At 59.7% G+C, this 26,775-nt stretch carries 22 protein-coding genes; 3 read left to right on the top strand and 19 right to left on the bottom strand.

From position 1 onward, the window contains the following. Nucleotides 1-1,278 precede the first annotated feature (1,278 nt). From DHV10_RS23280 to DHV10_RS23310, 7 genes are all read right to left on the bottom strand, one after another. Nucleotides 1,279-1,542 (bottom strand): hypothetical protein, encoded by a 264-nt coding sequence (locus tag DHV10_RS23280; protein ID WP_109488818.1) that lies wholly within the window; start codon nucleotides 1,540-1,542, stop codon nucleotides 1,279-1,281. A 61-nt stretch (nucleotides 1,543-1,603) separates the two neighbouring features. After that, nucleotides 1,604-2,413, bottom strand: a complete 810-nt coding sequence (locus DHV10_RS23285; RefSeq protein ID WP_162601824.1) for an SDR family oxidoreductase — start codon at nucleotides 2,411-2,413, stop codon at nucleotides 1,604-1,606. Between the two features lie 814 nt (nucleotides 2,414-3,227). Further along, nucleotides 3,228-5,108 (bottom strand): winged helix-turn-helix domain-containing protein, encoded by a 1,881-nt coding sequence (locus tag DHV10_RS23290; RefSeq protein WP_109488820.1) that lies wholly within the window; start codon nucleotides 5,106-5,108, stop codon nucleotides 3,228-3,230. 252 nt (nucleotides 5,109-5,360) lie between these two features. Further along, entirely contained in the window at nucleotides 5,361-6,575 is a 1,215-nt protein-coding gene (locus DHV10_RS23295) for a penicillin-binding transpeptidase domain-containing protein (protein WP_109488821.1), read from the bottom strand. A 299-nt stretch (nucleotides 6,576-6,874) separates the two neighbouring features. Continuing rightward, complete coding sequence (gene ftsZ / locus DHV10_RS23300; RefSeq protein ID WP_239462001.1) at nucleotides 6,875-8,257, bottom strand: cell division protein FtsZ; 1,383 nt, start codon at nucleotides 8,255-8,257, stop codon at nucleotides 6,875-6,877. Between the two features lie 45 nt (nucleotides 8,258-8,302). After that, nucleotides 8,303-9,511: a cell division protein FtsA gene (gene ftsA / locus DHV10_RS23305; protein ID WP_109488905.1), complete on the bottom strand. Its 1,209-nt coding sequence runs from the start codon at nucleotides 9,509-9,511 to the stop codon at nucleotides 8,303-8,305. Between the two features lie 8 nt (nucleotides 9,512-9,519). Beyond that, complete coding sequence (locus tag DHV10_RS23310; protein WP_162601825.1) at nucleotides 9,520-10,827, bottom strand: cell division protein FtsQ/DivIB; 1,308 nt, start codon at nucleotides 10,825-10,827, stop codon at nucleotides 9,520-9,522. 133 nt (nucleotides 10,828-10,960) lie between these two features. Between DHV10_RS23310 and DHV10_RS23315 the strand changes: the two genes are divergently transcribed. Continuing rightward, the gene (locus DHV10_RS23315) at nucleotides 10,961-11,971 is read left to right on the top strand and encodes a cyanophycinase (RefSeq protein WP_109488823.1); all 1,011 of its coding nucleotides are present in this window, start codon (nucleotides 10,961-10,963) and stop codon (nucleotides 11,969-11,971) included. Between the two features lie 353 nt (nucleotides 11,972-12,324). On the opposite strand, the gene DHV10_RS23320 is transcribed toward DHV10_RS23315, so the two are convergent. From DHV10_RS23320 to DHV10_RS23330, 3 genes are all read right to left on the bottom strand, one after another. Further along, nucleotides 12,325-13,761 (bottom strand): glycoside hydrolase family 30 protein, encoded by a 1,437-nt coding sequence (locus tag DHV10_RS23320; RefSeq protein WP_109488824.1) that lies wholly within the window; start codon nucleotides 13,759-13,761, stop codon nucleotides 12,325-12,327. A 439-nt stretch (nucleotides 13,762-14,200) separates the two neighbouring features. Continuing rightward, the gene (gene murC / locus DHV10_RS23325; protein WP_109488825.1) at nucleotides 14,201-15,583 is read right to left on the bottom strand and encodes a UDP-N-acetylmuramate--L-alanine ligase; all 1,383 of its coding nucleotides are present in this window, start codon (nucleotides 15,581-15,583) and stop codon (nucleotides 14,201-14,203) included. A gap of 132 nt (nucleotides 15,584-15,715) precedes the next feature. Further along, a complete protein-coding gene (locus tag DHV10_RS23330) occupies nucleotides 15,716-16,822 on the bottom strand; it encodes a carboxylate-amine ligase (protein WP_109488826.1) in 1,107 nt (368 codons plus the stop codon). Between the two features lie 556 nt (nucleotides 16,823-17,378). Between DHV10_RS23330 and DHV10_RS23335 the strand changes: the two genes are divergently transcribed. Next, nucleotides 17,379-18,029 (top strand): phosphoribosyltransferase, encoded by a 651-nt coding sequence (locus DHV10_RS23335; protein ID WP_109488827.1) that lies wholly within the window; start codon nucleotides 17,379-17,381, stop codon nucleotides 18,027-18,029. A gap of 6 nt (nucleotides 18,030-18,035) precedes the next feature. Here DHV10_RS23335 and DHV10_RS27605 read toward each other — a convergent pair whose 3' ends face one another. From DHV10_RS27605 to DHV10_RS23350, 3 genes are all read right to left on the bottom strand, one after another. Next, on the bottom strand, nucleotides 18,036-18,182 hold the full coding sequence (locus DHV10_RS27605; RefSeq protein WP_204101511.1) for a hypothetical protein: 147 nt from the start codon (nucleotides 18,180-18,182) through the stop codon (nucleotides 18,036-18,038). A gap of 247 nt (nucleotides 18,183-18,429) precedes the next feature. Further along, a complete protein-coding gene (locus DHV10_RS23345; RefSeq protein WP_109488829.1) occupies nucleotides 18,430-18,822 on the bottom strand; it encodes a hypothetical protein in 393 nt (130 codons plus the stop codon). A gap of 364 nt (nucleotides 18,823-19,186) precedes the next feature. Continuing rightward, a complete protein-coding gene (locus DHV10_RS23350; protein ID WP_109488830.1) occupies nucleotides 19,187-19,576 on the bottom strand; it encodes a response regulator in 390 nt (129 codons plus the stop codon). 1,006 nt (nucleotides 19,577-20,582) lie between these two features. Here DHV10_RS23350 and DHV10_RS23355 point away from each other — a divergent pair. After that, entirely contained in the window at nucleotides 20,583-21,281 is a 699-nt protein-coding gene (locus tag DHV10_RS23355; protein WP_109488906.1) for an alpha-ketoglutarate-dependent dioxygenase AlkB, read from the top strand. A gap of 144 nt (nucleotides 21,282-21,425) precedes the next feature. On the opposite strand, the gene DHV10_RS23360 is transcribed toward DHV10_RS23355, so the two are convergent. The 6 genes from DHV10_RS23360 to DHV10_RS23385 all read right to left on the bottom strand — a co-directional run bounded on the left by DHV10_RS23360 (nucleotide 21,426) and on the right by DHV10_RS23385 (nucleotide 26,755). After that, nucleotides 21,426-21,857, bottom strand: coding sequence for a DUF1801 domain-containing protein (locus DHV10_RS23360; RefSeq protein WP_109488831.1), 432 nt, complete (start codon nucleotides 21,855-21,857; stop codon nucleotides 21,426-21,428). A 14-nt stretch (nucleotides 21,858-21,871) separates the two neighbouring features. Next, a complete protein-coding gene (locus DHV10_RS23365) occupies nucleotides 21,872-22,327 on the bottom strand; it encodes a DoxX family protein (protein WP_109488832.1) in 456 nt (151 codons plus the stop codon). 49 nt (nucleotides 22,328-22,376) lie between these two features. Continuing rightward, nucleotides 22,377-22,937: an SRPBCC family protein gene (locus DHV10_RS23370; RefSeq protein WP_204101512.1), complete on the bottom strand. Its 561-nt coding sequence runs from the start codon at nucleotides 22,935-22,937 to the stop codon at nucleotides 22,377-22,379. Between the two features lie 88 nt (nucleotides 22,938-23,025). Next, complete coding sequence (locus DHV10_RS23375; RefSeq protein ID WP_109488834.1) at nucleotides 23,026-23,448, bottom strand: ArsR/SmtB family transcription factor; 423 nt, start codon at nucleotides 23,446-23,448, stop codon at nucleotides 23,026-23,028. 107 nt (nucleotides 23,449-23,555) lie between these two features. Then, entirely contained in the window at nucleotides 23,556-24,980 is a 1,425-nt protein-coding gene (locus tag DHV10_RS23380; RefSeq protein WP_109488835.1) for a phytoene desaturase family protein, read from the bottom strand. A 56-nt stretch (nucleotides 24,981-25,036) separates the two neighbouring features. Continuing rightward, a complete protein-coding gene (locus DHV10_RS23385; protein ID WP_109488836.1) occupies nucleotides 25,037-26,755 on the bottom strand; it encodes a lipase maturation factor family protein in 1,719 nt (572 codons plus the stop codon). Between the last annotated feature and the right edge of the window lie 20 nt (nucleotides 26,756-26,775).

Consider the following 26,775-nt stretch of genomic DNA (forward strand, 5'->3'; position numbering starts at 1 on the left):
TGCCGCGATTCGATTCTGTCTCCGGGCAGCAGACGTAGCTGCGCAGCGCCGTCCTTGTGGTTTGAGAAATAAATCTGTGCGTAACGATCCGAAGCCACGCGTCGAAATACCTTTGCCCGCTCTAGTGTGACCCTCCGCTTCGACGGTGGTAGAGATCGAAGGCAACCCTCAAGAGACTCCCCGAACAGGCACGATGTCGGGTGCCCATCAATCCATACCCGCGAAGACAAAGTTAGCGAGCCCAGCGGAAACTCAGTGCAAACTGTGTCTTGGAAACTCACGCACTTCGCTGGATCGCTTTGCTCGATGAGACCGGCCAATGCGTCGAGCTGTTCCTGGTTCTGCGCACCAATGAGCATTCCGTGGGAAACTTTTCCGGCTCCGTAGACTCCTTCCAGAAACAGCCGCAAAACCGGAGTATGAGTGAAGCGCTGCGACAGCGAGAGCAGTTCCTTATCTTCCGACCCCAACTCACCGCCAGAACCCCTCAGTGGCTTCCCTGTCATTTTCAGCCCGACTCCTTCCCCGGGCCGGGAGATCACGTCGTATCTCGCTACCCACTGTCTGGGGGGACCCTCCGCCGTGACTGACTTTGCAGTTCGAACGAACCGCTCGAGTCTCAATTGCATTCCGGGCGCTAGGTCGGCGAATCCGATCCGCCGGTCCGAATAGAAGAACAGTGGGACTTCATCCGCCGGCAGCGGAATTCTCTGTGCAATCGCTATTCGAATCTGCAGCGAGCTGAGTCCCCCAGGGAAACAGCCCTCCTCGTTCATGCGTGCGATGCCGCGCGCGAAGCTTTTCCAATGCGAGTCAACATCGATCTGGCCGGCAACAGCATTCCAACCGGAAACGCTCGGGCTTCGCACAACCCAGCGCTTCGAATCAAAAGGCGACGCCGCACGAAGTGAGAAGACTTCGCCGTTGATCCCGCAGTCGTCACGAGCGTGATTCTTCGTTGCAGCAGAATCACCTGAAAGGACGACCGTCGATGTCCGAAACTTACTTTCACCGGAACCTTCATCGTCAGTTGGGACAAGTATGGGAGCGCCCCCATTCTCTTCGAGACGGAACCCTCCGCTCCCAACCTTGTGGTGGAAGCATCCAGAGCAACACAAGACCAATGCCGAGAGAAAGACTTTCGACAGTTTCGCCGCGAAAGCCCCGCAGGTAATCCCCGGCTCCATCATCTCGGTTCTTCTCAGCATCGGATTCCGGTCAGTCTCCTAAAAAGGCAATAACGATCCCGTGCTCTGAACAAATCATCTTCGAAAGCAGTCACTCGCCAAAGACTCTGGCTTCCTGCCCATCCCACTTGAGCGCCCGCAGCACTCGGGTCAGAACTAGAATCGTGTCAACTTCCTGTATTCCTTTGACTGGGTCGACCTGGCAAATGGAGTCCGCAAACAGCAGACCATCTTCGTACCCGATCTGAAATTCGCCGCGTTCATCGGAGTAGCAGACAATCTTGTGGCCGTAATGGACTGTAAATCCCTCATCAGAAATAATCCTCCCGAAACAAAGCCATCTCCTCCTGAACATTCTTCTGGTCCTCAGTCTCATTGATCTCCAGACACAACATGACAGTGAAGCTTGCATCTCATCACCAAGTAAGCCCAACCGCCTTTCTCATGGCATCTTCGAAGGCCTGATCGTCAAGGCTTTTTCGCAAGCCTAATATCATCTCAGCGTCCCGGCCCACCGGTACACGGAAAGGCGTCGCGGGGTCTTCAATGGCACGGGCAATGGCCAAAGCGACAACCTCTGGTCCGCTTCCACCGGATGGGCCTGTCATTTTCGTGTGGGCGCCGGTCCACTGCTCCCACAGTCCGGCATAGTCGGCCGGTCCCCTGTGAGTCTCGATCGGTCTTGTGCCGGTAATGATGGTCCCGGGCTCAATCAACACGCAGCGTATTCCAAAGTGACCCACCTCTACATGCAGGGCCTCCGTAAAAGCTTCGAGCGCGAACTTGGAGGCGCAGTACGCTGCTTCGAGCGGCGAGGCAACTCGGCCGCTCACGCTCGACACATTGACGATGAGGCCGGAACCCCGCTTTCGCCACGCCGGCAAGACTCCCTGGATGATGCGCAACGCTCCCAGCGTGTTTGCCTCGAAAATCTGACGGATACGATCCAGTGGATAACCTTCCACCGGCCCTCCGCCAGAGATACCTGCGTTGTTGACGACTGCATCGAGCGAACCGACCTCCTCAAGGCACCGCGCAACAGACTCGTCGCTGGTGACATCCAGCACACGCGCCTCGATAGTTTCCGACCTGCCCCCCTGCCTTTCACTCAGCGCATCCACGTCAGTGGCAACGACAAAATGCCCTCGCTCGGCAAGTACCTGAGCGGTTGCCATTCCTATGCCGCGTGCTGCACCCGTAATCAAAACTCTCAACGTCTTTGACATTCCGAAGCCCTCTTGCTTGTCATAGTCGGTGTCTACGGTTCGTTCGCCAAGTTTACCCCTCGCGGGAGCATTGTCCTCCAAAGGAAGTTTTGCTCGTGTATCCAGAACTGCTGGGCCAAAAGTTCAGCAAGCAAGCATCGACGGCAATTCACCCGCCTCGGCGAGTTTTGTATCAGGGCACGACTTCACAGCTTGCTGCAGAAGTCCGAAACGGCTGGGTTTTGAAAGGGCACAGATTTATCTGTGCCGATAAGGGGTGCAAATAAAGCGCGGCTTTAGCCGCTGCGGGACGGTTTCGATAAGTCCTAACAAGACCGGCGCATTTTTCAGCAACCTGATCAGTCGTGCCGGAACGCGCCGCCAGGCGCCAAGGTAGTTAGCCCCGCGCCTTCAGCGCGGGGTTCGTAGATAGAAGACAATTAGTCCTGTAAGGACGGTGTATAGGGCAAGACTTCGCAGCTTGCTGAAAATTCAGCATTGAGAAGCTTCGTATCAGGGCACGACTTTGGTCGTACGGAAAGCCGTGCCAAACGACGTGGGCTTCAGCCCCTGAGCACTTTTTGAAATAACGTCCCCTCGGGTGCCAGTACTTCCGATTCGCCCTCGACGCACTGTCATTCTGAGCGCAGCGTAGCGGAGTCGAAGAATCTGCAGTTGCCCTTCGTTACTCCGCATTTCTCGGTCACTCGCCCCAGCCAAGCTTTAGCAACCCTTTGCGCGCACCAGACCCTCTGCCAGCCCGTCCTTCATCAGCAGAATTCGGGGCAAGGTGCTCGCAGCTCCCGGGCCAAAGCGCTGAACTGGGCGCTTTAGGCTAGTTCGCGCCCGACAGCCCGACGTGCTCCACAACCGCACGGTATCGGGCATCTTTGTGAAGGAAGTCGTACGCAGGATCCAGTTGCAACGTGAGAAGGAACGGAGAGTGCCCTCGAACTCCCTCTTCCAGAAGCGCCAGAGTCTTGTCGCGGTCACCCAATTGTGCATAAAGAAGCGCAATCGCAACCGGCGAGATGTATCGATCCCTTGCCTGATCCTCGAGTTCCCGGATTCTCCAGCGCAACACAGCTTTAGAACCGCCCTCTAGGTACAACTGATGTAAGGTTTGGGCAGACTCTTCATCCCCGGACCGCTGGTACAGTCTCTCGAGTGTCTCCTCCGCCTGTTCTTCCATCCCCTTGTCTCTGTAGGCGTCGAATAGATCCCAGAGAAGAGATTCGTTATTCGGGTAGGCTTCCAGTCTTTGCCGCGCGTCCTCGATCGCAGCATCGAACCGCCGGGCTCGCAACAGAGCCATCGGCATCGCGCCCGGGCGGGCAGTGGGGTCCAGCTCGGTTGCTTTCCTCTGTGCCTCAACAGCCTCATCGTGCCGGCCGAGCGAGCTGAGTATGCGCGAATGAAAATGGTATGCCTCAGCGTATTTGGGGTCGAGCTGAATCGCCCGCATGCACTCTGCGTCCGCACGCTCCATCTTCCATTCCGACAGGAAGAGGGCTGCGCACAACGCTAGATGGGCTTCGGGCTCTGCATCGTCGAGCTGCACCGCCTTCGTTGCGGCATCCAGTTCGCTGCTTCCTACCTCCTTGGGGTTCAGGGCGCCTGTACTCATTCCAGCCCCATAGTAGTTCGCGAGCCACGCCCAGCCTGACGAGTAGTCCGGCTGTATTTCGATCGCTCTCTTGAACTCAGAAAAGCCACGGTCCGCTTGCCCGGACCACCAGAGATAGCGGCCGCGTAGGTAGGCATCGTGCGCAGCGGGGTTGATGGTTTTGGCTGCCTCCGCTGCCGGAGAAACATAGCTGTGAAGGGATGTGGCGATCGCTCGTGACGCCTCAGCCGGCAGATGCACCGCTTCGCCCGCATCGCGGTCATAGCTCTCCGCCCAGATATGACTGTCGTCGTCCGCTCGAATTAGCTGCAATGTCAGGTGAACGCGGCCATTGGAGCGCGAGACTGAGCCTTCGAGAATTCCTTCCACACCAAGGGCACGCGCTATCTCTGGCAGAGGCTGACGCGCACTTTTGAACTGCATTACAGAGGTACGCGAGGTGATCCTCAGCGTGGAGTTTTTCGCCAGCATGGTGATCAACTCATCGGTCATGCCGTCCGCCAGGTACTCCTGGCCAGGATTGCCCGAAAAATTATCCAGCGGAAGCACTGCCATCGAGTGGATGGGCGAACTCGGAGTGCGGCCGAAAATCCGACCCGTGAGCGGACGCGGTCCGATCACGAACGCTAGAATTGCTACCACCACACCCGCCATGGTGCTGAAGATCAGCCATGTTCGCGGCTTTCCCGACCTCGCTGCGGCCACTGTTTTTTCGCCACTCAATTCCGGTGTTTCGGAAGCCGAAGCGATCTGCGATGAACCCTCCGCAAGCGCGACTTGACCCATGAACCGGTATCCAACGCCGGTCACCGTCTGAATAAATTGCGGCTGATTCGAATCTTCCCGTAACACGTAGCGCAGCTTCCTGATCGCCGTATTGATGCCGTGCTCGGTATCAACGAAGACTTCGCTCGACCAGAGACGTTGCGCTATTTCAGCCCGTGTGACCACCCGCCCCGCATTCGAAACGAGGAGGATCAGCAATTCCATCGGCTTCCGCTCGACGCGCAACTCACTCCCATTGCGGAGAAGTTGGAAGGCGTCGCAGTTGAGTCGAAAATCGCCGAAGCGATAACCGGAACCGGACATAAAGATCGGGCAATCCTGCTGTTCGGGAATGTGAACAGTGTGTCAGAAACACCGGCGACTTGGAAGAACTTACGGCGTGGTGCTGTTACGACGGGCGGCTACGGCCTTGACAACACCAGCTTGAATCCATGCAGCCGTCGTACGGCACCCTCATCGAAAGTCAACGTTGCGAAGCAGCCCCTCCACAAACCAGGAGCGCCAAACACAAAAGCCGCCAGCAGGCGGCTCTTGTCCAAACCAACCATCCAAGTCCTACCGAGCCAGCAGCGTTTCCGCCTGCGCTCCCGCGCTCGCCTCCACGTTCTTATCCGCGAAATAGTTCCGATCCCAAAGATTGCGGTAGAACGCCCCCGTCAGCTCCGCCGCTCTTGGACCGAATGTCGGCCGTCCTCCCTCGAGGAAGAACACCGTCACCAGGTTCCCCATCGGCGTAGTCGAATACGACGCGAACCACCCAAACCGCGTTCCCTTGTCAGAGCACGTCCCGGTTTTGCCGAAGACCGGCAGTTCCTGGAAGTTGCCGCGCAGCCGCCGCGCCGTGCCGTATTGCACCGCACCAGCCATACCGTTCTGCAGGCTCGGAATATCGCCCGCAATCTCGAGATTGCGCTTCACCTTCGGCTCGAATGCCAGAACCTCCTCCGGCGATGTCGGGTGCTGCAGATAATAGAGCGTGCCCCCGTTCGCAATCGCCGCTACAAACGCCCCGAGCTGCAGCGGCGTCATCGACACGCCCTGCCCGAAGCTGCACATCCTGGCCACGCCGCCTTCCGACTGCGGAATCGCCTCGCTCGGATAAACACCGAGCTGCTCGCCATCGATATTCCACCCGGCGAGCTCGCCCAGCCCGAACTCCGTCGCGTAGTGGTGCACGCGCTCAAACCCAAGCTCGCGGCCGAGCTCTTCAAAATACAGATTGTTGCTCTTCGCCAGCGCATCCGTCAGGTTCATCCGGAAGCCCGCCAGGTGAACCGGCGTATCGCGCGTCACGATCCCTTCATGCAACGCGGCCAGCGCAACAGAAAGCTTGATCGTCGAGCAGGGTTCCGCGCCCGGCGAGAGCGCCAGCTTCTGGTTGACCATCGCGAGAATGCGGCCATTCGATGGATCGATCACCACAGCCGTGCCATTCATGCCGTCGAGCGCATGGATCGCCGCCTGGCGAACGATCGGATCTTCACCCGCCGTGATGTCGCCGCCAAAGATGTCGCCCTTCGCGAACGAGCTCGCAGTGAACCGTTCGTAGAAACGGTGTCTGCGGTGCGTCAGGGTCGCATGATGAAACGCCGGAGTCGCCGCATGAACGCGGTGTGCTGAGGTGCTGGTAGACGTGCGCGCAGCTCCATGCAAACGGCGGCTGACGTGGTGCAGGCTATGATGCTGCACATCCAGAGCCGCGGCTGCATCGGCGCCAAGGCTCAGAGTGGTGGCTGCCAGTCCCAAGGCAAAAACGCAAGACAGTCTCATTCCCTGCAAATCCCCTCAACAATGGAATGCGTGCGGTGCGTCTGCCCTCGGGCGGCGCATTGATTTCAAGTGTTCAACTTACTTATGCCACACGCGTTGGCCGTAGCCTGTGAGCAAAGTCACCCAATGGGCTCAAACGCCCCGACCGCTCACATCGAAAAATCGATCGACACCGATCGAGTTCGATCTCTGGGGGAAATCAAAACTGCTTCTGTTTCAACTGATAGAAAAACCGGGAGCTTGTATGAACTATACAGCTCCCGGTTTCGAAGACAAGCCCCTGTTTGGGTCAGGGTCCGTTAGAACTTCATCCGACGCATAAAGGTGGGAACGTCGAGATCACGATCTTCTTCCTGCGGGGCGCTAGCTAAAGGACTTACCGCCTGCTGCGGAGCATGATCCTCCGTAATGGATGGCGTCCGGACACCGTTACCAAAGTCTGAGGCATAGTCCCTCGGCAGCGGCGTGAATGTCGGCTCCTCCGCCATCTCCACGCGGCTCGACCGCGTAGCGGCCCCCACCAGCTCTGGCTCTGGTTCCTGGTCGTCCGCGTCATCCTCGCTCATAAAGCGCGGAGTTGGCGGAGCAGCCGGCACCGCTGGCGCTTTCTCGCGCATCCAGCTGTCCGAAGCCATCACCGGCACTGACAGCACGGGCATCTCCTCCACATTCAGCATGCGAGCGCGGCGCTCCGGCATCTGGTCGCGAAACCCCGTCGCGATCACCGTAATCTTCACCTCGTCGCCCATCCGCTCATCCAGCACCGCGCCGAAAATAATGTTCGCATCCTCGTGCGCCGAACTCTGAATCAGCGTCGAAGCTTCATTCACCTCAGACAGCTTCAGATTGCTTGACCCGGTGATGTTGATCAGGATTCCCCGCGCCCCGTCGATCGCTCCCGCATCCAGCAGCGGCGAAGCCATCGCAGCCTGCGCAGCCTCAATCGCCCTGTTCGCGCCCGACCGCACCGCCGTTCCCATCACCGCGTGCCCCATCCCGGCCATCGTCGTCTTCACGTCCGCAAAGTCTCGATTGATGATGCCCGGAATGATGATGATGTCCGAAATCCCCTGCACACCCTGTCGCAGCACGTCATCCGCAATGCGGAAGCTCTCAAAAAATCCCGCGTCCTTCGCCACGGCCAGTAGCTTCTCGTTTGGGATCACAATCATCGTGTCCACGGAGTCGAGCAGTTCCCGCAGCCCGCGCTCGGCCTGCTGCAGACGGCGCTTGCCTTCAAACGCAAACGGCCGCGTGATCACCGCAACCGTCAAAATCCCCATCTCGCTCGCCAGCGACGCAATCACAGGCGCAGCGCCCGTTCCCGTGCCTCCGCCCAGCCCTGCAGTCACGAACACCATGTCCGCGCCTTCGAGCGCTTCGATAATCTTCTCCGAGTCTTCAAGCGCCGCGCGGCGCCCCACGTCCGGATTCGCGCCCGCCCCCAGCCCGGCTGTCAACCTCACCCCGAGCTGCAGCTTCACCGGGGCCAGCGATAGCTTCAGCGCCTGCACATCCGTGTTCGCCGCGATGAACTCGACGCCTTCCAGACCTGCCTGGATCATGCGGTTCACGGCATTCCCGCCGCCGCCACCCACGCCGATTACCTTGATCTTCGCTCCGCGCGGACCCTCTTCGTGGAACTGGATGCGAATCTCGGAGTCGATGTTCTCGTGATCCATGGGTGCTGGTGCCTCCCCCTCGATGATTGACATGATGCTCTGCCCCTAAAAGCTCGCTGCGAAGATGGCGCGCAGTTTCGCGCGCAGGCCGTTGTTTTCTGCCGCACGGGTCACACGGGTGCGATGTGCATACAGTAGCATTCCGATGGCAGTGGAAAAGCTGGGCGTAACTAGCTCGCCGGGCATGTTCGAGAGCCGCACAGGATTCCCGGTCCGCGCCGGAACGCGAAGCTGGCTCTCGGTCACGTCCAGCAGCCCCGGCAGCATCGCTCCGCCGCCCGTGAGAACACAGCCGGCGCCGAGCGCTTCAAGCACGCCTCCGCTGCGAAGACTCTCTTTTACAAAATACAAAAGTTCGCGCGCGCGCGGCTCCAGGATCTCTGCAAGCGTGCGTAATGCGAGACGTTGCGGCTCAGGATTGTTGATCTCGATCTCCGCTTCAATCGGAACAGCCGTGACCACCGCATGCCCGTACTGGCGTTTCAGCTCTTCCGCCTGTGCCGTCGGCATCTGCAGTCCCACCGCAAGATCGTTGGTGAAGTGATTTCCCCCCACAGGCACCGAAGCCGTATGCGCTACCGCGCCTTCGAAGAAGACAACCAGGTCGCTCGAGTGCGCGCCAATATCCAGCAGGCACACGCCAAGCTCCCGCTCGTCCGCCGACAGCGTAGACTCCGCCGCTGCAATCGACTCCAGTACAGCCTCAGAAACTTCGAGCCCCGCTCGGTTCGCACACGTCACTACACTCTGCAGCGCACTGCCGGAGCACGTCGCAATATGCAAGTCGACTTCGAGTCTCGCCCCAACCATCCCCACCGGATCGAAAATCCCCGGCTGATCGTCCAGGATGAACTGTCTTGGCAGCAGGTGCAGAATCTCGCGATCCGGCGGCCGCTCCACTGCGCGTGCACGCTCCACCGCCGCGCGTACATCTTCGCGCGTAATCTCGCGCATGCGGCTACCGAGATCCAACCCACCATTCGTATTCAGTCCCCGGATATGCGGGCCGCCGATGCCCACGACGATCTCATCGATGTTGGCCCGAGCCGCCCACTCCGCCGCTTCGTTCGCAGCTTTCACTGCTTTCGCCGCCGGACCCAAATCCGAAATCAGCCCTTTGCGCATTCCGGCAGATTCAACGACTCCGTGCCCCCGATACCGCAGCGCGCCTTCATTCACGTCCGCCGCCAGCACCCGCGTCCACGCGCTGCCCACGTCGAGCACAACGATCAGGTTGTCCTGTGTCTCGTTCATCTCTTCCGTCAACCTGTGGTCGTAGTGCGGTGCGGTTTCGTAATCTTCTTCGTCGATGTGTGCTTTGCCTGCTTCTTTGCTGCGGCCTTGCTCTTCGCTGTCTTCCCTTTCGTCGTCTTCGCCGCAGCATGCGCCTTAACAGCAGACTTCTTCGCCTGAACGTGCTTAGCTTCTGCCGGACGCGCCTGAACCACCGGCCTCGCTTGTACCGGCTTCGACTCCAGCGCTCGTGGCAACTCCGTCCTTGCCTCGGTCTTCGCCGGACTTGGTTTTGCCTGCTCCGCCTCCGCAGTCGGCTCCTGCAGTCTCGCCGTCTGTCCCGGCAGCGAATGTGCGCCATCCGTCATCTGCAACACCACCTGCTGGTCGTAGCGCAGATCGACTTCGGCCAGCTTGGGATACTGCGAGCGCCACTCCGCGATGTGTGCCTTGTACCGTTGGAAGCGTTCGAGAAAATGATCCTCGCCGAAATGCGCCAGGATGTCCGTTCCCTGCTCCGGCATCAGCACCCGCGCATCTTCCGGATCGTGCAGATCGATCTCCGACACCTGGTCCGACAGGTGCTGTCCGTTCGAATCCAGTTCGCTCACGAGCCGCTGGTAGACTTCCATCCGCGCCCGCCGTCCCGTCACCGGATCCCTCGGCTCGATCCCCGTGACCACGGGAAACGAGTAATGGTGCTGCGACATCATGGCCGGCGGCTCCGCGAGCAGCACACCATTGGCGTCGATCAACTCCACCTGCGAACCCTGGCGCACAAAAGCGATCGGCTTCCGCTCCACCACAGTGATGCGAATCTGGTCCGGCAGAAGGCGCTCGACCGTCGCATGCTCGATCCACGGAATCTGTTCAAGCTGCTTGCGCCGCTCTTTCAGCGGCACAAAGAAGATATTCCGCCCGATGTCTTCCCCAAACACGGGAAGCATATCGGCACGGCTCACCTCGGCCAGACCAGCTGCCTGTATGTTCGTAGTGCCCGCGATTCGGAAGCGCGCATCGTGCTCCAGAAAATTCGTCAGCGCGTATGCGCACACAGTCACGACGGAGAGCACACCCACAGCGCCCGATGCTAGAAGGATTCGTCCCAACCGCGTAGCCGGACGCCACCATGGCCTTTTGATCTCTTCCCCAAAACGTCGCGGACGCGATCGGACGGGACCCCGGTCGTCCTCGTCATCATCGTCCATCTCCACCGGCATACCGGGCAATCCGCGGCTCGCGACAGGAACACTAGCCTGGGCTCGCCGGAAGCGCGGTTCCGCGGGAACTTCGTCCTCCCACACCATGGGCCGGGTTGTTTTTTCGCGTTGTGCCACGCCGTCAGTCGAAGATCGGGAGAGTCGCCAAGGTCAACTATAGACCGCGAAACACCAGCTTTTTTCCGCACCGAAGGTAAGGGGAACCCGTACCGTTACGGCCTTGTTAAGCCATTTGGAATAAGCTACGGAGATGAGCCGCCTGCGCCGCTTCTTCGCTTCCCTGCTGCTGCTCGCAGCTGCTTATCTCGCGTCCGCGCAGGCCTCCTCGTACACCTATCTCCGCGCCGGTGAAGCGGCGAATATCGCCGCGCATCCGCATCCCGGTTTTGCCCTGATGGGCGGCGGCACCGACCTCGATCAGGCATTCCAGTTCCTCTGCGATCGGGCGAACGGCGGAGACATGCTCGTCCTCCGCGCGCGCGGCGACGACGAGTACAACGCTTACTTGCGCGGCATCTGCCGCCTTAACTCCGTCGCCACCCTCATCATCCCCGATCGCAAAGCAGCAGCCGATCCGTTCGTGGCCGACACCATCAAGCATGCCGCCGCCATCTTCATCGCCGGAGGCGACCAGGCCAACTACATTAACTTCTGGATGAACACTCCGGTGCAAACCGCGCTCAACGAAGCGATAAAGCGCGGAGTGCCAATCGGTGGAACCAGCGCCGGCCTCGCCGTCCTCGGCGAGTACGCCTACTCCGCGGAAGGCGACGAGCCCGACGACCCCAATCTCGACAGCAAAACCGCGCTCGCCGACCCCTTCGGTCCGCGAATCAACCTCGCCCGCGGTTTTCTCGACATCCCGATCCTCAAAGGCATCATCACTGACACGCACTTCGCCCGCCGAGATCGTATGGGCCGTCTGCTCACATTCCTCGCCCGCCTCAACGAAACTTCGAAAACTGATTCCACCAGCCGCATCCATGGCATCGGAGTCCAGGAGCGCGCCGCCGTCCTGCTCGAACCCGACGGAAAAGCCCATGTCGTCGGCTACGGCCCCGCATACTTCATCGATACCAACCGCGCCTCCGGAGCACTACAGAAGGGCAAGCCCCTAACCTACGGCCCCTTCATCGTCCAGAAAGTCTCCCCGGGAGCCGACTTCTACATCAAGTCCTGGGCCGGCGACGCCATCAGCTACAAACTCACCGTCGAATCAGGCAAGATCCACTCCTCCCAAACCGCCAACGAAATCTACTAGCCGTAGCCTCGTTCGCCCCACAGCCGGGTGCCCCATAGCCCGCCCTGAGCCCGCCGAAGGGTCTCCCTCTTTTGGAGACATGGGAAGCCGCAAACCTAAAGTCTCATCGGACGACTACAACTTGACTTCCGACTAAGACCTGACCCTTCTGCACTCGCAACCACCCGCTAACTTGCTAACTCGCTAACTCCGCGAAGCGGCGCTAACTTGCTGCTCTTGTCAATAAAAAGAGGGATGGTAGTCGAGCACCTCAAGCCCTGTGCCGAGTTCCGCCCCATCTCTGCACTCCGCTCTCAACCACTCGCTGATTGCTAACTCGTCCACTGACAACTGACAACTGAAGACTGCCGTTCTCAAGACCACCCCAGCGTCTGCACCGACTCCGCCGGCACATCCACCGTCAGAGCCTGATCCCCCATCAACAACTGAACCCGCCGCTCCGCGCCCCGATTTGCCAACACCACAACGTAGCTCCCATCCGGATTCCGCACACCCACATGCGACACCGCCGATCCCGCACCCGTTTCCCCCAGCGCATTCGTCGCAAACACATGCGCCCCGCGCTTCACATGCTGCGAGTAATGCGCAAACGCCCAATACTGACCGCTCCGCGTGATCTTATGTGAACCGTTCTCAATCGTGATCACGCCGCCGCACGGGAACGGCCCGATGTTCGGCTTCCCTTTCTCATCCAGCGCAACATTCCACGCCGTAATCGACCGCGCCCAGTTATTCAGAATCCCATTGAACTGATCCGCCCACTTCGCAAAATCCGTCTGATAATCGGGCTGCGTGATATCCGGCCCCCCCTCCGTCCAGTACGCGTTCTTCTTCGGAAACGCATCGTGCACGCGCGTCATTGCCGAAGCTCCGCCCACATATCCGTGCCACGCCACGCCATCCACCGCGTCATAAACATCCGGATCGCTCAGCTCATCGATCGCCCGTCCCCACAAACTGTAGTTGTGATCGAGTATCCATATCTTCGCGTTCAGCCCCGCCTTCTTGATCGCAGGTGACAGAAACTTCGCCGCGAACTCCATCTCCTGTTCCTGCGCCCACAGGCAAGCAGGCATGCGCCCACCCTGCTCAGCGTCCGTCTCGTTCTGGACCGTCACTGCATTGATCTCGACACCATCGGCCTTGTACCCCTCCAGGAACTTCACGAAGTACCGCGCATACGGATCGAAGCTCTGCACCCGCATCGCCCCGCCCAGCATCGAGTTGTTCGGCTTCATCCACCCCGGCGGACTCCACGGCGACGAAAACAGAAACAGCTCCGGATTCGCCTTTCGCGCCTCGCGCAGCATCGGCAGATAGTACTGCTTGTCGTGATCCAGCGAGAACTTCTTCAGCTCAGGATCAGGCTCCGCGCTCTCGTCGAGACTATAAACCTTGGTAGCGTAGTCGCTCGCGCCAATGCAGGTCCGGCAAACATTCAGATTCATCGCATCCGGCGCAAACAGATCGTGCATCACCGGTGCTCTCTCCGTGTCGCTCAACCGGCTCAGCACATACGCCGAAGCCTCCGTGATCGCCGCGCCGAAACCCAGAATCTCCTGCTTCAGCGCACCCGTGTCCAGTTGAATCGCGTCTGCGGCAACTTCAGCAGGCCTCTTCCATTCCAATGGCGCCAGCGCAGCATGGCGCTTATCGCGATAGCTGCCCCACACCTTCACCTCTCCGCGGCCCTGAAATGCATGAGCCACACCGGCGCTTCCTGAAAGTGCCACCGCGGCGGCAGATGCCGACGCAGCCTTCAAAAAATCTCTGCGCGATCTTGCTTTCATTTCGTGCTCCTGACAATGTCTGACGATGATCCGCCGGAATCATAGCAGGACAGTGTCAGAGCGAGGCCGTTCTACAAGTCCCAGCTGTGCCCCACAGCTTCACCCGCGATCAGCGAGAAGCGAAGAAGCTGGGTGCCCCATGTCTCCCGTTGTTGGAGACATGGGAGCGACAAAGTTCGGTTGCCTAGAAAAGCGGGTGTCCCCGGTCCCTCGCATTTGGGGACCGGGGAGGAAAGCGAGCTCAGCTCCCGCAGGGAGCGCAGGAGGTTAGCCCAGGACAAGCGGAGCGCGGTCCTGGGACAGCAGCCGCCAAAATGTGCCTGAGCCCCGTGGGGGCGCTGGAAAAGAGGTTCGAAGAATTGGACTCCGGGGTCCGCACGAACTGACTGGTAACTGAGAACTGACAACTGGTAACTGGTAACTGGCAACTGGCAGCTGTCTACTTCCCAAGCTCCGCCAGAATCAACGGCCCCAACTGGCTCACGCTCCCCGCCCCCAGCGTCATAATCACGTCGCCTTCGCGCGCCGCGCCCGCCGCCGCCGCGATCGCCGACGGAAAATCCGCCACAAACTCCGCCTGCGACTCCCTAATCTTCGCAGTCAGCAGCTCCGCGGTAATCCCCGGCAGCGGTTCCTCACTCGCAGCGTAAATCGGCAGCACAAACACCCGGTTCGCATCCCCAAAGGCACCGCCAAACTCATCCAGCAGATCTCGTGTCCGCGTATACCGGTGCGGCTGGAAGATCACGTGAATCCGCCCGTCCCGACAGTACTCCCGCGCGGCCGCCAGCGTTGCACGAATCTCCGTCGGATGGTGCCCGTAATCATCGACCACCGTTACGCCCCGCGCCTTTCCCCGAATCTGAAACCGCCGATCCACGCCGCGAAAACTCGAGATGCCCGCCGCAATCTGCTCCGGCTTCACTTCCAGCTGATGCGCAATCGCCACCGCCGCCGTCGCGTTCAGCGCATTGTGCCGCCCCGGAACGTGCAGCTCAAACGGCCCCAGCACCCCGCCCGGCGCATGAACCTGAAAGCACGAGAACGATCCCAACCCGGCCTTCATCTTTTCCCGATCCAGAAACTCGAGCCGATACTCCGCCTCAGCATCCACGCCATACCGGAACACACGCCGATGTGCCCGCGGCAGTATCGCCGCCAGCGCCGCATTATCCGCACAAGCCGTCACCGCCCCATAAAACGGCACCTTGTCCATGAACTGGAGGTACGCGTTCTCCACATCCGCCATGTCGCGATAGCAATCCATGTGCTCGCGATCCAGATTCGTCACCACTGCCAATATCGGCGGCAGCTTCAAAAACGACCGGTCGCTCTCATCCGCTTCCGCCACCAGATACTGCGTCGTCCCGAGCTTCGCGTTCGACCCCAGCGAATCCACACGCCCGCCCACTACCACCGTCGGATCGAGCCCGCCCGCAGCCAGCACCGTCGCCACCATCGATGTCGTGGTCGTCTTGCCGTGCATGCCCGCGATCGCGATCCCGTACTTCAGCCGCATCAGCTCAGCCAGCATCTCCGCCCGCTGAATCACCGGAATCTTCTGCGCCCGCGCCTCCACCACCTCAGGGTTCGTCGCCAGCACCGCAGAGCTCGTCACCACCACAGTCGCACCGGCCACATTCTCCGCGCGGTGCCCCGCATAGATAGTCGCGCCGAGCTGCGCCAACCGATCCGTCACCGGGCCGCGCCGCAAATCGGACCCCGACACCTTGAAACCCATGTTGACCAGGATCTCGGCAATCCCGCTCATGCCGATCCCGCCAATCCCAATGAAGTGCGCGTGCTGTGAAGTGACAAACATGGCTAACGAAGGTTCAGCTTAGCACCCGAAGGCTCGCATTCGTTCTGCAGCGGGGCACCTCCTTGCGAATGCTTCGGGCTTTGTCGCAATTGAAGCTAGGAGCTAAAAGCTGAGAGCTAAAAGCTGGCTGTTCTACAACCCCGCCCGCGTCTCCTCCGCCATATAATCCACCACCGCCTTCAAATCGCCTTTCGATTCCTCAAACACCTTCAGCTGCCGGTCAGCCCCCGTGCCCGTCTTCATGATCTTCCGAATCCCCTCGATCGCTTCTCTGCTTCCAAGCTCATCCACCGCCGGATCGATCATCGCCAGGTACTCCTCGATCAGGTCGCGTTCCGGAACCTCCTGCTGTTTGCCGAAATCAATCAGACACCCATCCAGCCCGTAACGCACCGCACGAAATTTGTTCTCCATCAGCAGCGGCCGTGCATAGTGCCTGAAGTCCTGGTTCCTCTCGTGCAGCTTGCATAGATAAAAGGCCGTCGCCTGAATCAGCGCCGCAATCGCAATCGTCTCCTCCGCCCGCAACGGAATATCGCACGCCCTCACCTCCACCGTGTTGAAGAAAGGATGCGGCCGGATATCCCACCAGATCTTCTTCGCGTTATCGATGCAGTTCGTCCGCACCAGCAGGCTCACATAGTTTTCAAACTCCGAGTAGCTCGAGAACGCATCCGGAATCCCCGTCCGCGGAAAATTCTCAAACACCTTCGCGCGATATCCCTTATATCCCGTATTCAGCCCCAGCCAGAACGGCGAATTCGTCGACAGCGCCATGATGTGCGGCAAAAAGTAGCGCATCGCATTCATCACGCGAATCGCCTCTTCCCGATCCTCGATCCCCACATGCACGTGCAGCCCGAAGATCAGATTCGACCGCGCCACAAGCTGCAGATCCTTCACCACCTGGTGATACCGCGGATCGGGATAGATCTCCTGCGTCCTCCAGTCCGCAAAAGGATGCGTAGCCCCCGCCACCAGTTCCAGGTCGTGCTCCCGCGCGAGCTTGATCATCTCGCGCCGCAGCTCGTACACATCTTCGCGCGCCTCGTCGATGTTGCGGCAGATCCGCGTGCCCACCTCCACCACCGACGTGTGCATCTCCGCCTTCACACGCTCCTGCAGCCGCATCTTTCCCTGCGCCAGCATCTCCGTCTGGATGTGCGAGCGCAGATCGCGCGTTACCGGATCGATCGTCTGATATTCCTCTTCGATACCCAGGGAGAAGGATGGCCGCATAGGATTGACCTCGGTGAAGCTTGCGCACATTGTAGACGAGCACTCGTATGCGCAACCTAAAACCAGTCCATCGGAAGGACGTCCGGGGCCCGCTCCCTCAACCACCCCGCTAACTTGCTAACTCGCTGGGTGCCCCCGGTCCCTCGCACTTGGGGACCGGGACATCGCCGGGACGGCATAGCCGTGCGCCACATCTCTACACTCCGCTCCCTCAACCTCCCCGCTAACTTGCTAACTCGCTGGGCGCCCCCGGTCCCTCGCACTTGGGGACCGGGGAAATCGCCAGGACAGCATAGCCGTGCGCCCGGCTGTGCACTCCGCTCCTCAACCACCCCGCTAACTTGCTAACTCGCTAACGCCGCAAAGCGGCGCTAACTCGCTGCTTTTGTCATAAAAAAGAAGAACGGCAGTCGAGCACCTCAAGCCCAACGCCGGGTCCCGTCCTTGCGACGCTTTTGTTTTGTCGCAAGGGCCGGAACTGACAACTGGCAACTGGCTACTGGCAACTGGCTACTGGCTACTGGGAACTGGCAACTGCCCTACAATTCTCCCCGTGATGGAACGCCCCACCTTCGCCAACCGCCGCGAAGCCGGCCGCATCCTCGGTGCACTCGTCGCCAGGCTGCCTGACATCGCCGACGCCGTCGTCCTCGGCCTCGTCCGCGGCGGCGTCCCCGTCGCCTACGAAGTCGCAAAGGCCTGCTCGCTCCCCCTCGACATCCTCGTCGTCCGCAAGCTCGGCGTTCCCTCGCAACCCGAACTCGCCATGGGCGCCATTGCCGGCGGCGGCGTCATCGTCCTCAATGAGGACCTCCTCCGCTCATGCCGCATCTCCGGCCCGCAGCTCGACAAAGTCATCCAGCAGGAGCGCACCGAGCTCCACCGCCGCGAAGCCCTCTACCGCCAGGGTCATCCCGCCGTTCCCATCAACTCCCGCACCGTCATCCTCGTCGACGATGGCCTTGCCACCGGAGCCAGCATGAAGGTCGCCATCCGCGCCGTCAAACCAGACGCTCGCCGCGTCATCGTCGCCGTACCCGTCGGCGCCCGCAGTACCTGCGACGACCTCTACACCCTCGCCGACGAAGTCGTGTGCGCCCTCGTCCCCGAACCACTCGAGTCCGTCGGCCAGTTCTATCGCAACTTCGAGGCTACTTCAGATGAAGAGGTGCGCAAGTTGCTGAGTGAAGGAACGGGGAGAAACTGAGAGGAATCACCGTTCCCCTGCTTCGGCAGACGCCTTCGCCTCTCCCGCTTCCCGTCTTTTGGCCCGCGCAGATGCAGCAGCGAGAACGACGAAGATCGCGGGAAAGATCATGAAAAGCGGGAGCAGGATCACCAGCACTTCCACGACTTTCAAACCCTCTGGCTCAGATTTAACCACAGCGGTCGACACGTTCTTGAGCAGTTCACGATGAACGGACTCTGTCTCGAAAGGCTGGGCGCCAGATGCCAATCGCAAGATCTCTTGATGTTGCCGCAAGGCTGAGGAACAGCGTTGGACTAAGAACTACGAGCTGACCGCTGACCACTGACAACTGGCCATTGACAACTGACAACTGACAACTGGCAACTGGCAACTGGCAACTGGCAACTGGCAACTAACTCTATCCCCTGACCTCTCCCGGATCGCAGCCGAGCAGATTCCAGCGCGCAATCGTCTGATCGGTGCGCTTGATCATCTCGTTCGATTCCGCCACAAGGTCGAAGGTTCGGCTCGCCGTCTGCCGCAGGTAACGGAGGGCGCTGCTTGCGGAGTGGATGCAGTGATGCGTAGTCTCCAACAAACCCCTTGTCGCCTCGGCCGGCGACATCGAGCTCTGCGCAAGATCAAAATCGTGTAGGGCAAAAATTGCGGCGATGGGGCAGCGCCTCAGATTTGCCAGAATCTCAACCGGCGCAAGCGTCGCCACTTGTGTGCAGTAATCGATGCGCACCACAACAAAATGATGCGCGCAGCCGCGCACCCACACGCGTTCACCAACGCGGGGAAAATGCATATCGGGCTCCGGAGACTTGCGCTCCAAGCGAGTGTCAACTTAGCACGGGGTCGGAGTTTGGCAGACCGCTCAGGGAAGGCTCGAGTTCCTGAGGCCGAACTGAACTCGATGACTCAACCAAACAGTGTGGCGCGGCGGTGGCACGATAGGCTGCTGGACACCGGGACCAAGTCACCCGATTCCTCGATTCAGCAGCAGTCGAAAACCTTGCTGAGGCAACTATGTCACCTCACCAGCTTGGATGCAACAACAATGAAAGGCGGATTCGCATACCGCATCACCAGGCGGAATAATGCGCAACTGCCGCAACTCCCTGCAGCCGCTCATTCTCAACTCACCCGGACCGCCTGATCACCTCGCCCCCTCAGGCGACAGGTCCGTGAACATTCGATATCGCTCTCAGCCTTTCGAGAATCACGCTGGGATGCACCGGCTTGGCGAGAATATCGAACGTGTGCCCCTGCTCCTGCGCGGCCGCAAGCAGCTCGCCCGTCGAGTTGTTGCCCGACATCAGCAGAACCTTGCAACGCGGCATCGTCTTGCACATCTGGATCGCGAGATCTACACCGGACATCTGCCCGTTGAACACCACATCAGAAACCAGAATGTCGCAGGGATTCGCGCTCAGCCACGCCACCGCATCCGCCGGATCGTAGCAGGCCGCGGCGTCGAAGCCGAACATCTCCAGAATTTGCACCAGCGAGTCGGCAATCAGCGCTTCGTCGTCCAGCACCAGAACTCTTTGTTTCGTCATCCGTACAGGGCCCCAGACCCCGCGCCCTCTCACCTTATATGACCGTGCAAATACCGCGATACCCCGGAAAGTACCTAGGTATCCGTCAGGCAGGCTGTTCACAACACAGCGTTCAACCTCGTCCCTTTATCCTTTGTCTTGTCCCCCCGTTCCCTCGTTCCTTTGTCCTTCTGTCCCCTCGTCGACTCTTGTTAGCCCCTTTGCCCGTCCGGGGTCCCCGCTCCGGTGATTGAGGGATGAGCTGGCCCTCAACTCAATTGAAGCTTGCCACGCAGTCTGGAACGTCCGGGACCTACGATCTTCCCGGCTTTCCGCGTCTCCTCCGAACCAGCCCGCAGGGGCGCTAGACGTTTGCCCAGGAGAAGCCGCACCAGCGGCGCACTGCTGGGTAAAGCCCGACCCATTCTGATCCAGCCCCGGGGGCGACAGAACCCTCTTCCAATCCCGCCCGGTGAGGCGCAAGAGGTTTACTCCGGCAGCAGCCGCTCCGCGGCGCAATCGCGCAAACACCACCAAAGTCGATCAAACCAACCCCTCCGCGCCCCCACCCCTCCATCTGGTCAACCCCGCATCCGTCATCCAGGCCCTAACCGTCTGATTCTAAAAGGCAAAAACTTCCGATCACTTTGCAGTTTATTCCGCTGAAATCGTCATACTTGATTCATATGGCATCCACCCACGCAAACCCGACTGATAGGAAACTCAGCCCCGCCCCTTTGTCGCCCTGTTCCTCTGTCCCTCTTTCCGCTGTCCGCCCTCCCCCAGCCCCTTGCGCGCCCGTCCCTCGTCTAACTGCTTTGCTATCAAACACCTTGAGGCTAACTCCAATGACTAGACACACATAGCGCCCTCGATCATCTCTAAGTCATTGAAAGTAGACCTTTTCGTCACAAACAATAGGGGAGGGGGAGGGGGTAGTCACGCTCAATTGAATGCCTGCTTTCGCTGAGGAAAACTTTTATTCGCCTTTTGTTCGCCCATGAGCTAACATGCACGCATGGGTGCGATGAATCTCTTTTCCCAGCTTGCGGCCGAACCAACGCACGAGGAGATCTACCCTGGAGCGGTCCTCATGCGAGGACTGGCACTGGAGCAGGATGTCGAGTTCTTTGCGGCGGTCGAGCGAATCCTGGCAGCGGCGCCTCTGCGCCACGCCACAACCCCCAGCGGTCTGCCCATGCAGGTCATGGTTTCAGACTGCGGCACTCCGGAAGCTTTCCGTCGCCGATGGAGCGCGCGCCAGCAGATCTACACCCGCGGCGAAGAATTTCCCAACCCGCAAATGCCCTCTCCCCCAGCACCACAAGCACCAGCCGACAGGAGGATCTGGCCTCCCATTCCGCGGGTGCTTGCAGACTTCGCCATCCGCTCCGCCGTCCGCGCCGGGTTTCCGCAGTTCCGCCCCGACGCCTGCCACATCAACCGCTACCAGGCCGGAACGAAACTGGGCATCCACCAGGATCGCTCAGAGTTCGACCTGTTCGCGCCGATCGTCTCCGTCTCGCTCGGCCTCGAGTGCATCTTCCTCCTCGGCGGCTTCCAGCGAACCGATCCCACGCGCCGCATCCTGCTCGAACACGGCGACGTCATCGTCTGGGGTGGCCCATCGCGCATGCGCTTCCACGGAGTCTTGCCCGTCAAGCCCGGACATCACCCGATCACCGGACCGTATCGCTACAACCTTACATTCCGCAAAATCGCCTAGATCATGTTCCGGAAATGAACCTCTGAAAGGACACTCAACACAGCCTCTGAATAATCACGGAGGGAGCAGCAGCCTTCAGGCTGCTGAATACATCGCGGAGTATCAAATGCGGCTTTGGCCGCGGATTTCTACTTATGCTACAGACTATTCTGCCTTACGCGCTCTCGGCTTCGCGTCCACGTTCAGAGCTACCGCCGAGCGGATCAGTTCTTTGAATGCCTTCTCGTTCAACTTGTCACCTTGCTGAATGTCGATCGCGCGGCGCGCATTTCCATCGAGGCTCGCATTGAACAGGTGAGATGGATCCTCGATAGACGCGCCCTTCGCGAACGTTAGCTTCACCGCAGTCTTGTATATCTCCAGCGTGCAAACGATTCCCTCGTGGTAGAAAACCGGCACACCAGATGGATTCGAGGCCTTCGCCCACTTCTGTTCTTCGACGATTTCGGGATCCGCCTCGTGAATAACTGTGCGAACATGTGCGAGCGTCTTGCCTCGCCAGTCGCCCTGCTTCTCGAGTTCTTCGATTTTCCTGTCGAGTTCGGCTGATGTCTTTGGTGAAACCGCATTCTTCATCTGCGCCTCCTTAATCAGGCGGTGGCTATCCTCGCCGAGATAACTCCGAGCGTCCGGCTCGCTGGACGCAGCGCCCACGATGCGAACATGAATCCGGTGATGATCAGCGGAGCGATGATGTGGAATCCGTAAGCGCCGTAGCCGCCGCTCAGCGCATTCGACGCTGCCGCTCCCGTCAGATCAAAGAAGATTCCCGCGTATGCCCACTCCTTCAGGCGCGGAAACCGCGGCACCAGAATTGTGAGCGCTCCGAAAAACTTCCAGAACCCAAGAATCAGGAAGAAGTACATCGGATAGCCGAGCACCGGAACTACGCCATGAGGACTGGCAAAGTACTGCATCATCTGCGCGATCCCTCCGCTGCCAATCGGCATGACCACAAGGATCGTCATGATCCAGTAGACGATAATGCGGCCTCGTAACTGAGCGATCACAGCCGCGCGTGTTGGATTCTCAAGAGCCGATTCCATCGCTTCTGACCTCCTCTGCCTAATCTGAAAAACAACGAACTCCGGCACCTCATTTGCCGACATCTGTGCCTGGAAACTTTGGCGCAGTCACGCCGAACTCCTTTGCGTACTCATCGACCAGCCTCTGCCAGTCGTACCTCAGCGCGTCCGGGCCAACCGCCCGCCCGATCGGATCTCCCGCAAGCAGCCGATCGAGTACATCGAAGCAGATGTGCCAGCCCGCTGCGCCCCAGGCAATGAAGCCGCGGTCGATGTTATGCCAGAGCGTCAGCCGCGTACCATCGCCCAGAGACTCCAGTTCCCAGCGAAGATTCTTGTCGCCCCAGTTGTACTCAAGCACGCTGGGCCGATCGGCCCTGGTCACTACAGTCTCCGAAATCATCGGCCGCGGCGCATTCGCCACCGACAAGTGCACCGTCGCTCCCGCATGGCCCAGATCTCCGTCAACGTCGAAAGGCGCCCACTCGCGCAGATGTTTGGGATCGGTCAGCGCCTCCCATACCCGCTCCCGTGGGTGGTTCAGTTCCCTCACGAGAACCAGCGTCCACCTCTCCCCGTCCTTGATGACTTGCGCGCCGCCGGCGTGCCCCGGAACATACTGTCCTGCCATCACCTGCTCCTGTGATCCGCAAACAACGAATTGTGAGACTTACAAATGTCTGCATTTGAACTGCAGAGGGACCCAGCGAACTTGTTCCTCATCGTGACCTGCCTTTGCGAGGCTTCGGAGCCCGCGCTTTGAAGGCCCCGGCCCTGGTCTTCTTTGCTCGCTTGACTCCCGGTGTCTTGCTCGCCGACTCAGCAAGCTTCATCCGGTCCAGGTGACGCTCGAGCGCATCGATGTGGCGTCCCCAAAACCGGCGGTAATCTTCTATCCAGTTCGCCGCCTCTTTGAGAGGCGACGCGTTCAGCCGGCACGGTCGCCACTGCGCCTCGCGCCCGCGCGCGATCAGACCAGCCCGCTCCAGCACTTTCAGGTGTTTCGAGACAGCAGGCATCGTCATCGCGAATGGCTCTGCTAGTTCCGACACCGAGGTTTCGCCTTGCATGAGGCGACCCAGAATGGCTCGCCGCGTCGGGTCGGCAAGAGCGGCAAAGGTAGTGCTGAGATGATCCTGCATTTTGGTAATTTTACTTTCTGGTTATTTAACCGATTGGATTAATTTAGGCGCGAACACATCCGCATGTCAAGGCTTTTCGAGACCCAGGCGTTGTGGATTGTTTTCAGCTAGCGGTGCCCGCTGCGGCTCAGGGCAACCTTCGCCGCACGGTAGCCGCACATGCCGTGAACACCACCGCCCGGAGGCGTCGATGAGGAGCACAGAAACAGGTTGGCCGCGCTGGTTTCGTACGTGAGCGCGCTCGGGCGCAGAAGAAACTGCTTCATCGTCATCGCACCGCCGCTGATGTCGCCCCCGATCAGGTTCGCGTCCATACGTTCGAGAATCGCGGGCGTCGAGACATACCGGGTCATAATGCAGTCGCGAAATCCGGGCGCGAAACGCTCGATCTGCGCTTCAATGCGATCCGTCATATCAACGGTCGAGCCATTCGGCACATGGCAGTAGGCCCACAGTGTATGCTTGCCTTCCGGCGCGCGCGTCGCATCGAACAGCGACGGCTGAGCCGCGAGAACAAATGGCCGATCTGGACATCGGCCTTCGCCCACCAGTCGCTCTGACTCGGCAATCTCTTCCAGCGTTCCACCGAGATGCAGAGTAATGGCGCGGCGGCATTCGCGTGCACGCCACGGAACAGGGCGCGATAGCGCGTAATCAATCTTGAAGGCTCCGGGACCTCGTTTGAAGCGCGTCATCAATTCTCTGAATCCCGGCGTAAGACATTCACCCGCGATATCGACAAGCTGCCGCGGCGATGTATCAAACAACGTGAGACATTCAGGCGAGTTCCACGCGCGAAAAGCAGCAGCATCGATCCGTACCCCGGTGTAAAGTTTTCCCCCGAGGCCCTCGAACACACCCTGCAACGCCCGCGTGATTGACTGCGAGCCGCCGCGCGGAATCGGCCAGCCAGCTTTGGGAGTGACAGCGGCGAAAACGAGAGCAATTGCGGAAGTGAGTACGTCATCAAGACTGAGGAACGAGTGAGCTGCGAGTCCGGCAAAAAGAGCGCGAGTCCTTGGCGATCTGAAATGGCGTGTAGCGAGGCGCCGTGCAGGCTGGAAGGCGGCGGCACCGAAGCGGGCCATCAGCCAGGGATGACGCGGAATGCGAATAGCAGGTCCGAGTGCCTCCTGCGCGAAGTTGTCCCAGTTGTCAACCAGATCTTGGATGAGGCCGCGCCAGGCCTTTGCGTCTGGCCCCAGTTCCCTGTCCTGATCAGCGAGTTCCCGATGAAGCAGAACGGCTGACCCATCGTCCAGCGGATGCGCGAGCGGGAAGTCTCCGTGAATCCACTCCAGACCGTGTTCGGCAAGCGGCAGTGTGTCAAAGAAGGGCGAAGCCGCGGCCATCGGATGCACAGCCGAACCGAAGTCATGCATGAAACCGGGAAGGGTGAGTGGAAGCGTCCGCGCTCCTCCTCCGGCTATGTTCTTGGCTTCGAACACTTCAACGGCGACGCCTGCCTGTGCGAGCGCTATGGCCGCCGAAAGGCCATTAGGTCCGGAACCGATAATGCGTGCGCGCCTCATGAGTTCATTCTTCCAGATGTGCGACCTGATGGAGCAGGTGTTTCGAGCATACGAAATCAGTTATGAACCGGGAGATCCTCGGGCAGCTGAACAATGGCGGGTTGCCCCTCCGGAGTTCTGGTGAGTTCAGGCGCGTACATGCCAAGCAGTTCGCGTCGCCACCAGTTCCCCGTTGCCCGTCTCTCCTCGCGTGACGTGAACCAGTATTGCCACAGGATAGCCCGGATGTAACGAGGCGGCGATTGCGGAAACGGGTTGATGCGGAATAGGCCAACGACATCCGGGTCGTTGTCGAGCAGACGCTCCTCGGTGATCGGCACGATCTCATTCTGACGCCAGTCGCCCAGCGACGCGAACCAGAGATTCCAGTCAAAACGCGGCTGATAAGGTGCAAAGATGCGCGGAGCTTCGTTCAGCATCTGTGGCTTGTACCGGAAGAAATATGGTTTCCAATTCTGACCGTCATCAGAGCCCTGAAATTCAATCTCGTAGCGACCATTGGTCATCACCGCGAAAAGGCCATACTGGTTTGCAATGCGGAATGGTTCGAGCAGGGCGATAGGCTTGGTAGGCAGAGGCAAACTGCGAAATGGAATCATGATCAGCTCTGCCGTAGTGTTGTAGCAGATCCACGTGAGCATGACGACTGAGATGGCGAACCCCGCAGCGCGCAAAGGACGATGCATTCTGGATCCCGTCGCCCGAGTGCCAGCCCCTGTCAGCGACTCCGACTCATCCCGGACCCCGGATTCATCAGCCGCAAGTCTTGCCGATGATGCAAGCGACTGGCTGAACCGCACAAAACCGACACCGAGTCTCGACTCGCTGAGTTTGGAAATGAAACGCTGAACAATGCCATCATCGAGTAGTAGAAAGCCCAGCGAGAGAACAAGGTAGTTGAGAAATGTGTAATTGGCGGTCAGGATAACGCCGATCTCCCACGGCGTCACGATAAAGAAGCACACGATACGAAACCGTCGCGGCAAGAACAGCATCCAGACCAGGCCGAGTTCGAGGATCAGCGTGCCCGCCGCGCTCGCCGCGTGAAACCGATGCGGCAGGTGCTGCGTGTACCAGCCGATCCACGTTGGCAGCGGGCCTGTCTCGTAATAGTGGTCCATCGCCGTGAGTGTGCGCCATTGGCGATCCCCGCTGACAATCTTGACCAGCCCCGATTCGAAGTAGATGCGGAACCACTCCCACTGGAGAAGAAATATGCTCGCACGTGACGGCGGCGAAGCCTCCCCAAGTCTAGGGCGAAGCCCGCGCGGCGAAAAGAATAGAGCAATGAATCCAGCTTCGAGCAGCATCCCATCAGACTGATAGTTGGAGAAGTCTTGCGCCGCAGAGACGAACGAGAGAAAGCAGACGAAGCAGATGAAGAAGTTTAGGCGCGGCCACAGATTGGCGAAGGCGGCAATGGAGGCAAGCAGACCGATCCAGGTCACGACCATCAGTGCGTCCGAATCGGACGAGATCCAGAAGAGCGTCGGCGCGAACCAATACTTCACCACTGGATATGCTCGAGCTACCGCAGGCAGGTAGTCGTGCGCAGGCAGAATGCCTTCCGGCCCGATGAGACCCTTAATCTGAAACAGCAGCGAGTAGAAGGCTGAGAAGTAGATGGCAGCAAGCGCTCGCAAGAAGATCCAGCGCGGCGCCAGTCGCCCCGGCGCACCATACGTCGAGTCGAATAGCGAGCGAACTATGTTCCGAGAATTTCGACTGCGGTCATCGTGGCCCGTCGGAATGAACTCGAAGGCTCGATCAGGCATAAAAAAGGATAGCCGCCTAT

This window comes from Occallatibacter savannae (assembly GCF_003131205.1).
Lineage (GTDB): Bacteria > Acidobacteriota > Terriglobia > Terriglobales > Acidobacteriaceae > Telmatobacter > Telmatobacter savannae.

Coding starts and splice junctions, on each gene's coding strand:
- DHV10_RS23280 (WP_109488818.1), bottom strand. CDS start 1,542: ATGTTCAGGAGGAGATGGCTTTGTTTCGGGAGGATTATTTCTGATGAG.
- DHV10_RS23285 (WP_162601824.1), bottom strand. CDS start 2,413: ATGTCAAAGACGTTGAGAGTTTTGATTACGGGTGCAGCACGCGGCATA.
- DHV10_RS23290 (WP_109488820.1), bottom strand. CDS start 5,108: ATGTCCGGTTCCGGTTATCGCTTCGGCGATTTTCGACTCAACTGCGAC.
- DHV10_RS23295 (WP_109488821.1), bottom strand. CDS start 6,575: ATGAGACTGTCTTGCGTTTTTGCCTTGGGACTGGCAGCCACCACTCTG.
- ftsZ (WP_239462001.1), bottom strand. CDS start 8,257: ATGGATCACGAGAACATCGACTCCGAGATTCGCATCCAGTTCCACGAA.
- ftsA (WP_109488905.1), bottom strand. CDS start 9,511: ATGAACGAGACACAGGACAACCTGATCGTTGTGCTCGACGTGGGCAGC.
- DHV10_RS23315 (WP_109488823.1), top strand. CDS start 10,961: ATGAGCCGCCTGCGCCGCTTCTTCGCTTCCCTGCTGCTGCTCGCAGCT.
- DHV10_RS23320 (WP_109488824.1), bottom strand. CDS start 13,761: ATGAAAGCAAGATCGCGCAGAGATTTTTTGAAGGCTGCGTCGGCATCT.
- murC (WP_109488825.1), bottom strand. CDS start 15,583: ATGTTTGTCACTTCACAGCACGCGCACTTCATTGGGATTGGCGGGATC.
- DHV10_RS23330 (WP_109488826.1), bottom strand. CDS start 16,822: ATGCGGCCATCCTTCTCCCTGGGTATCGAAGAGGAATATCAGACGATC.
- DHV10_RS23335 (WP_109488827.1), top strand. CDS start 17,379: ATGGAACGCCCCACCTTCGCCAACCGCCGCGAAGCCGGCCGCATCCTC.
- DHV10_RS23345 (WP_109488829.1), bottom strand. CDS start 18,822: ATGCATTTTCCCCGCGTTGGTGAACGCGTGTGGGTGCGCGGCTGCGCG.
- DHV10_RS23350 (WP_109488830.1), bottom strand. CDS start 19,576: ATGACGAAACAAAGAGTTCTGGTGCTGGACGACGAAGCGCTGATTGCC.
- DHV10_RS23355 (WP_109488906.1), top strand. CDS start 20,583: ATGAATCTCTTTTCCCAGCTTGCGGCCGAACCAACGCACGAGGAGATC.
- DHV10_RS23360 (WP_109488831.1), bottom strand. CDS start 21,857: ATGAAGAATGCGGTTTCACCAAAGACATCAGCCGAACTCGACAGGAAA.
- DHV10_RS23365 (WP_109488832.1), bottom strand. CDS start 22,327: ATGGAATCGGCTCTTGAGAATCCAACACGCGCGGCTGTGATCGCTCAG.
- DHV10_RS23370 (WP_204101512.1), bottom strand. CDS start 22,937: ATGGCAGGACAGTATGTTCCGGGGCACGCCGGCGGCGCGCAAGTCATC.
- DHV10_RS23375 (WP_109488834.1), bottom strand. CDS start 23,448: ATGCAGGATCATCTCAGCACTACCTTTGCCGCTCTTGCCGACCCGACG.
- DHV10_RS23380 (WP_109488835.1), bottom strand. CDS start 24,980: ATGAGGCGCGCACGCATTATCGGTTCCGGACCTAATGGCCTTTCGGCG.
- DHV10_RS23385 (WP_109488836.1), bottom strand. CDS start 26,755: ATGCCTGATCGAGCCTTCGAGTTCATTCCGACGGGCCACGATGACCGC.